This is a genomic window from Acetobacter indonesiensis (assembly GCF_000963945.1).
In the GTDB taxonomy this organism is placed as follows: domain Bacteria; phylum Pseudomonadota; class Alphaproteobacteria; order Acetobacterales; family Acetobacteraceae; genus Acetobacter; species Acetobacter indonesiensis.
Map to the genome: position 1 here is coordinate 1 of NZ_BAMW01000123.1, position 445 is coordinate 445.

Here is a 445-nt window from a genome sequence, read left to right on the forward strand (position 1 = left end):
ATTGGACCATTCGTTGATGATCGCCGTGAACTTGGGGTCGCCATTGGCACGATTTCTCTCATCACAGCAAATAAAAAACAATTAGTTTTGACTCATCTGGCGTCAGAAAAACCGGATGGGTGGTATTCAGAAAATGGCGAACGTTCCATTGCCTGGACAAATGGGAATGCCTTTCTTCCGCTAGAAGAAAGAGCTTTTCCTCACCAGATCTTACTTCTCTCCTTGACTGTGCTGGCAGCAGGACCTTATTTATTTGAAGAAAATACACACACCAACCCTGACATGAAGAAGCAGTCTGCTTAATCTCTGTTAGCAGATCAGATAAAATTGGGGCTTTCTCGGTAAAGAGAAAGCCTCTTTCCTATGATTAAAATCCATTCAGTAATTATTCTATGCGTCAGGCTTGATCGTAATCACACAGGATTTCGGCTGTCCGGCCTGAGTT

General features: G+C 43.4%; 1 pseudogene. It reads left to right on the top strand.

The features are described from left to right. Positions 1–303 (top strand): annotated as a pseudogene (locus Abin_RS15425) (Hint domain-containing protein); the annotation flags it as partial. Between the last annotated feature and the right edge of the window lie 142 nt (positions 304–445).